The sequence below is a fragment of the Kineococcus siccus genome (assembly GCF_009906795.1).
In the GTDB taxonomy this organism is placed as follows: Bacteria; Actinomycetota; Actinomycetes; order Actinomycetales; family Kineococcaceae; genus Kineococcus; species Kineococcus siccus.
The window spans coordinates 1-6,866 of record NZ_JAAALN010000214.1 but is presented as its reverse complement, the minus strand read 5'-3'; the positions used below and the strand labels follow the sequence as shown (position 1 = coordinate 6,866).

General features: G+C 74.6%; 4 protein-coding genes. All 4 read right to left on the bottom strand.

The features are described from left to right. Window positions 1-129 precede the first annotated feature (129 nt). Window positions 130-1,416 (bottom strand): phosphopyruvate hydratase, encoded by a 1,287-nt coding sequence (gene eno / locus GTR02_RS18185; RefSeq protein ID WP_166608897.1) that lies wholly within the window; start codon window positions 1,414-1,416, stop codon window positions 130-132. 69 nt (window positions 1,417-1,485) lie between these two features. Next, window positions 1,486-2,445 carry an ROK family protein gene (locus GTR02_RS18180; RefSeq protein ID WP_166608896.1) on the bottom strand — a complete coding sequence of 320 codons (960 nt, stop codon included), beginning with the start codon at window positions 2,443-2,445 and terminating at the stop codon, window positions 1,486-1,488. Window positions 2,446-2,470: 25 nt separating this feature from the next. Next, window positions 2,471-3,160 carry a nucleoside triphosphate pyrophosphohydrolase gene (locus tag GTR02_RS18175; RefSeq protein ID WP_338073904.1) on the bottom strand — a complete coding sequence of 230 codons (690 nt, stop codon included), beginning with the start codon at window positions 3,158-3,160 and terminating at the stop codon, window positions 2,471-2,473. After that, the gene (gene mfd, locus GTR02_RS18170; RefSeq protein ID WP_166608895.1) at window positions 3,157-6,744 is read right to left on the bottom strand and encodes a transcription-repair coupling factor; all 3,588 of its coding nucleotides are present in this window, start codon (window positions 6,742-6,744) and stop codon (window positions 3,157-3,159) included. Before mfd ends, GTR02_RS18175 begins: the two co-directional genes overlap by 4 nt. Window positions 6,745-6,866: the final 122 nt, after the last annotated feature.

Genomic DNA, 6,866 nt, shown 5'->3' with positions numbered 1-6,866 from the left:
GCGCGGGCCGCACCGGGCGGGCCTCCGCGCCGCGCCCCGCGCCCCCCGCGCCACGGCGGGGGGTGCGGGGTGCGGTCGGACGTCGGGTCGCCATGGGACCAGGTTCTCCCAGCCGGTCTCGCGCGTGCGTCAGGCGCGCCCGGCGGCCCGGGGGAACGCGGTGGCGCCGGCGTAGCGGCCGGCGTCGTCCAGCTCCTCCTCGATGCGCAGCAGCTGGTTGAACTTCGCCACGCGCTCCGAGCGCGCGGGTGCGCCGGTCTTGATCTGGCCGGAACCCACGGCGACGGCGAGGTCGGCGATCGTCGTGTCCTCGGTCTCGCCCGAGCGGTGGCTCATCATGGTGCGGAACCCGTTGCGGTGCGCCAGGTCCACCGCGTCGAGGGTCTCGGTGAGCGAACCGATCTGGTTGACCTTCACCAGCAGCGCGTTGCCGGCCGAGGTGTCGATGCCCCGCTGCAGGCGCTCGGGGTTGGTGACGAACAGGTCGTCGCCGACGACCTGGACGCGGTCGCCGATGGCGCTCGTGAGGTGGACCCAGCCGGCCCAGTCGTCCTCGGACAGCGGGTCCTCGATCGAGACCAGCGGGTACTCGGCGAGCAGGCCCTCGTAGTAGCCCGTCATCCACTCCGCGGAGCGGTCCGAACCCTCGAAGCTGTACCCGGACTCGGCGTGGAACTCGGTCGCCGCGACGTCGAGCGCGAGGGAGATGTCGCGGCCCAGCGTGAAGCCGGCCTTCTCGATCGCCTCGCCGATGAGGTCCAGGGCGTCCTTGTTGCTGGGCAGGTCGGGGGCGAAGCCGCCCTCGTCGCCCAGGCCGGTCGCGAGGCCGCGCGCCTTCAGCACCGACTTCAGCGAGTGGTAGGTCTCGGCACCCCAGCGCAGCGCCTCGCGGAACGACGCCGCCCCGATCGGGGCGATCATGAACTCCTGGATCGCGACGCCCGTGTCGGCGTGCGAGCCGCCGTTGATGATGTTCATCATCGGCACCGGCAGCAGGTGCGCGTTGGGCCCGCCCAGGTAGCGGAACAGCGGCAGGTCGGCGGCCGAGGCCGCGGACTTCGCGACCGCGAGGGAGACGCCGAGGATCGCGTTGGCGCCCAGGCGGCCCTTGTTGGCGGTGCCGTCCAGGTCGAGCATGACCTGGTCGACGAGGCGCTGCTCGTGGGCGTCGTGCCCGACCAGGGCCGGCCCGATCTCCTCGATGACGGCCTCGACGGCCTGCTCGACGCCCTTGCCGCCGTAGCGGCCCTTGTCGCCGTCGCGGCGCTCGACGGCCTCGTGGGCGCCGGTGGACGCGCCGGACGGCACGGCCGCCCGCGCGAAGGTCCCGTCGTCGAGGAGGACCTCGACCTCGACGGTGGGGTTGCCGCGCGAGTCCAGGATCTCGCGAGCTCCGACGGCCTCGATGGTGGCCAACGCGCGCTCCTCAGGTCGGGGTGGTGGTGCGGTCTGACTGCGCCGCGACCCTATCGCCGACCGCTGCGCTCAGGCTCCCCCGAGGTGCTGCCAGCCGAGGCGCCCCGCCCCGATCAGGCCGGACAGGCGCGGCAGCGTGGAGCGCACGATGCGCACGTCGGCGAGGTGCGGGTACACCGCGAGTTCCGCGTAGGCCGCGCGCAGGGGGTCCATGAGGACGGCGCCCGCGGAGGCCACGCCGCCGCCCACGACGATGTCGCTGAGGTCGAACAGCGCTGCGGTGGAGAGGAACGACGACGCCAGGGCGCGCGTGCCGTCGGCGATGACCGCGACGGCGGTGGGCTCCCCCGCGGCCGCGTCGGCGGTCAGCGTGCGCGCGTCGACGCCCGCCTCGCCGGCCCGCCAGCCGCGCCGGCGCGCCGCGGCGACCATCGAGGGGCCGCTGGCGTACGCCTCGACGACACCGCGCGCCCCCGAACCCTTCAGCTCCTCGCCGTCCAGGACGACGCCGACGTGGCTGATGAACCCGGCGTTGCCGGTCTTGCCCGCGAGGATCCGCCCGTCCAGCACGACGCCGCCGCCGATGCCGGTCGAGACCACGACGCCCAGCATCGACGGCGACCCCGCCGCGGCCCCGACCCACTGCTCGGCCGCGGCGAAGCACTGCCCGTCCTGGGCCAGGACGGCGCGCGCCGGGCGCCCCAGCGCCGCGGAGGCGGCGGCGGCGACGGCGTCGACGAGCGGGTAGCCGCGCAGGGACACGATGTTGACGGGGTGCACCGTGCCGGTCGTCGTGTCCACCGGTCCGGCCGAGCCGATCCCGACCGTGTCCACGACGCTCGTCCCGGCCGCCCGGGCCTCGCCGAGCACGGCCCGGACCAGGCCGTCGAGGGCCGCCCCCACCGCCCGCGGGCTGGTGGCGTCGGTGGGCACCTCGCGCTCCAGGAGCACGGCGCCGGTCTCGGAGACGAGGCCTGCGGCGATCTTGGTTCCGCCGATGTCGATGGCGAGGACGTGGTCGTCGGTCACGTCAGCGGAGGGTACGGGGTGCCCGTCAGGGTGCGGTGGCGGCGCGCTCGGCCGCCCGGGCCGCCGTCTCCAGGCCGCGGGTGGCCACGCGCAACGCGGCCTCGGGGTCGACACCCGCAGCGTGGGAGCGTCGCACGACGGCCAGCAGCTGCGCCCCGACGGCCTCGGCGTCGACGGCAGCGGCATCGGCATCGGCACGGCCGGGGGCCGTGGCCTCCGCGAGCGGGTCGAGGCCGGCGCGCTGGAGCCGCCCCAGCACCTTGTCGGCCCGGGCCAGGGCGGGCAGCGCGAGCGGGATGCCGTCGAACACGCTGTCGCGCGGCTTCTCGGTGGCCTTGATGGCGTCCCAGCCGCGCTGCAGGTCCTCGGCCGGGGCCTCGCCCGCGAAGACGTGCGGGTGGCGGCGCACCAGCTTGGCGACGATGGCGTCGGCCACGTCGTCGATGTCGAAACCCCCGCCGGGCGCCTCGGCCGCGACCCGCGCGTGGAACACGACCTGCAGCAGCAGGTCCCCCAGCTCCTCGCGCAGCTCGTCGGAGTCGCCGTGCTCCGCCGCCTCGACCACCTCGTAGGTCTCCTCGACGAGGTAGCGCAGCAGCGAGGCGTGCGTCTGCTGCGCGTCCCAGGGGCAGCCGCCGGGCGAGCGCAGCCGGTCCATGACCGCGACGAGCTCGAGCAGCCGGGACCCGGCGGGCGCGCCGTCCGGACGCGTCACCGCGCGCCCGCGGCGGCCAGGGACGCCTTCTGCTCCAGCAGGATCGCCGCGACGAACTCGTGCGCCCACGCGAGGATCTCCGCGTCGCGCAGCGGCTGGCCGCCGATGCGGGCCGTCATGGGGGCGGGGACCAGCGCGGTCGACAGGTTCGGCTTGAGGATCGTGCCCGGGTAGAGGCGCTTGAGCCGCAGCTCCCGCGACTCGGGCAGGTCGATGGGGGCGACCCGGACCTGCTTGCCCTGCAGCGAGATCTCCCGCAGGCCGCCGCGACGGGCCTGCACCCGGAACCGCGCGACCTCCAGCAGGTTCAGCACGGGCTGCGGGGGCTCGCCGTAGCGGTCGACGAGTTCCGCACGCAGTTCCGTGAGGTCCTCCTCGCCGTCCACCGCGGCCAGGCGGCGGTAGGCCTCCAGGCGCAGGCGCTCGGAGGGGATGTAGTCGTGCGGCAGGTGCGCGTCCACCGGCAGCTCGATCTTCACCTCGGTCGTCTCGGGTTCCGCGTCGTCGTTCTCCGCGCCCGGGACGTGGCTGCGGGCGTCGGCCACGGCGTCGGCGACCATGCGCATGTAGAGGTCGAACCCGACCCCCGCGATGTGCCCGGACTGCTCGCCGCCCAGCAGGTTCCCGGCGCCGCGGATCTCGAGGTCCTTCATGGCCACGGCCATGCCGGAGCCGAGGTCGGTGTGCTGGGCGATGGTCGCGAGCCGGTCGTGCGCGGTCTCCGTCAGCGGCTTCTCGGGCGGGAAGAGGAAGTAGGCGTAGGCCCGCTCCCGGCCGCGGCCGACCCGCCCGCGCAGCTGGTGCAGCTGCGAGAGCCCCATGGCGTCGGCGCGCTCGACGATGAGGGTGTTGGCGTTGGAGATGTCCAGGCCCGTCTCGACGATCGTCGTGCAGACGAGGACGTCGAACCGCTTCTCCCAGAAGTCGAGGACGACCTGCTCGAGGCGGTGCTCGCCCATCTGCCCGTGCGCCGTGGCGATGCGCGCCTCGGGGACGAGCTCCTTCAGCCGCGCCGCGGTCCGCTCGATGGACTGCACGCGGTTGTGGACGTAGAACACCTGGCCCTCGCGCAGGAGCTCGCGGCGGATCGCGGCCGCGATCTGCTTCTCCTCCTGACCCCCGACGTAGGTGAGCACGGGGTGGCGCTCCTCCGGCGGCGTGGCCAGCGTCGACATCTCGCGGATGCCCGTGACGGCCATCTCCAGCGTGCGCGGGATCGGCGTCGCGCTCATCGCCAGCACGTCGACGTTGGTGCGCATCTTCTTCAGCGCCTCCTTGTGCTCGACGCCGAAGCGCTGCTCCTCGTCGACCACGACCAGCCCGAGGTCCTTGAACTGCACCTCGTTGGACAGCAGGCGGTGCGTGCCGATGACGACGTCGACGGACCCGTCGACGAGCCCGGCCATCGCGGCCTTGGAGTCGGCCGTGGAGGAGAACCGCGACAGCGGCCGCACCGTGACGGGGAAGGCCGCGAACCGCTCCGCGAACGTCTTGTAGTGCTGCTGGACCAGCAGCGTCGTCGGCACGAGCACGGCGACCTGCTTGCCGTCCTGCACGGCCTTGAACGCCGCGCGCAGGGCGATCTCCGTCTTGCCGTAGCCGACGTCGCCGCAGACGAGGCGGTCCATCGGCATGGGCTTCTCCATGTCCGCCTTGACCTCGTCGATGCTGGACAGCTGGTCCGGCGTCTCGACGTACGGGAACGCGTCCTCGAGCTCGCGCTGCCACGGGGTGTCGGGGCCGAACTGGTGGCCCTTGGTCGCCATCCGCGCCGAGTACAGGCGGATGAGCTCGCCCGCGATCTCCTTGACGGCCTTGCGGGCGCGGCTCTTGGTCTTCGACCAGTCCGAGCCGCCCATCTTCGACAGCTGCGGCGCCTCGCCGCCCGTGTACCGGGTGACCTGGTCGAGGGTGTCCGTCGGCACGAACAGCCGGTCCCCCGGCTGGCCGCGCTTGCTCGCGGCGTACTCCAGGACGAGGTACTCCCGCGTCGCGCCCTGGATGGTGCGCTGCACCATCTCCACGAACCGCCCGACGCCGTGCTGCTCGTGCACGACGAAGTCGCCGGGCCGCAGCGACAGCGGGTCGACCGCGTTGCGCCGCCGGCGCGGGGCCATCCGGCGCATGTCCTTGGTCGACTGCCCGCCCACGCCCGTCAGGTCCGCCTCGGTGACCAGCGCGAGCTGCAGGCCCTCGTGGACGAAGCCGTGCTCGACCGAGGCCGTGGTGACCTGGACGACGGACGGCACTGGGCCCTCGACGAGGTCGTCGGTCAGCCGTGCGGGCACGTCCTCGCCCGACAGCATCTCGACCAGGCGCTTGGCCGGGCCGTGCCCCTCGGTGGTCAGGACGATGCGCCAGCCCGCGGCCGTGAGGTCGCGCAGGTCGGCGAGCGCCTTCTCCGTCTCGCCGCGGTAGGACACGACGTCGCGCGCCTTCACGCGCAGGACGCGGGTGTCCTCGAGGTCGCGCAGGTCGTCGTCGCTGGTCAGCGACGTCACCGACCACCAGGGCCGGCCCGTGGCCTCGGCGTGCGCGCGGACCTCGGCGAGCGTCCAGAACGACGAGGCGCCCAGGTCCACGGGCGCCTGCCCGCCGACGGCCGCGTTCATCCACGCCGCGTCGAGGAACTCCGCCCCCGTGGCCACCAGGTCGTGCGCGCGGGCGCGCACCTTCTCGGGCTCGGCGAGGACCACGTGGGTCCCGGCCGGCAGCACGTCCAGCAGGGGCTCCATGCCGTCGACCAGGGCGGGCGCGAGCGACTCCATGCCCTCGACCGCGATGCCCTCGGCGATCTTCGTGAGGACGTCGGCGGCCTCGGGGTGCCCGCCGATCAGCGCCGCGGCGCGCTCGCGCACGTCGGGCGTCAGCAGCAGCTCGCGGCACGGCGGCGCCCACACGCCGTCGGGCTCCCCCTCCAGCGTCCGCTGGTCGGCGACGGAGAAGGAGCGGACCTCGTCGACCTCGTCGCCGAAGAACTCCACGCGCAGGGGGTGGGGCCGCGTGGGCGGGAAGACGTCGAGGATGCCGCCGCGGACCGCGAACTCGCCGCGGCGCTCCACCATGTCCACGCGCGTGTAGGCCGCGGCCGCGAGCGCGGCCACGGTGTCGTCGAGACCGACCTCGTCGCCCCGCCGCAGCCGCACGGGCTCGAGGTCGGCGAGGCCCTTCACCAGCGGCTGCAGCACGGCACGCACGGGCGCCACGACGACGCGCACCTCACCGGCGCCGGGCTCGTCCGGGGTGGGGTGGGCGAGGCGCCGCAGGACGGACAGCCGCTGCGCGACGGTGTCGCTGCGCGGCGAGAGCCGCTCGTGCGGCAGCGTCTCCCAGGCCGGGAACTCGGCCACGCAGCCTGCCGGCAGGTAGCAGCGCAGCCAGGTCGCGAGGTCCTCGCACTCGCGGCCGGTGGCGGTCACGACGAGCAGCGGCCGCTCGGCCGCGAAGGCCGCGAGCAGGGCGGGCCGCACGCCGAGCGGCGCGACGACGTCGAGCGCGTCCGTCCCGCCCTCGTGCGCGGCCGCCACGGCGGCGCGGACGGCGGGTTCGGTGCGCAGGACGTCGAGCAGGCCGGTGAGGCTCAAGGGTGCTCCGGAGGGGTCGTGCGAGGGGGTTCGGGACTGCGGCCAGCCTACGTCGCCCGTGCGACAGCGCCCCCGCGGCGACGGCGCCGCCAGCCACGGCGGGGGCAGGCCACGGCGGGGGC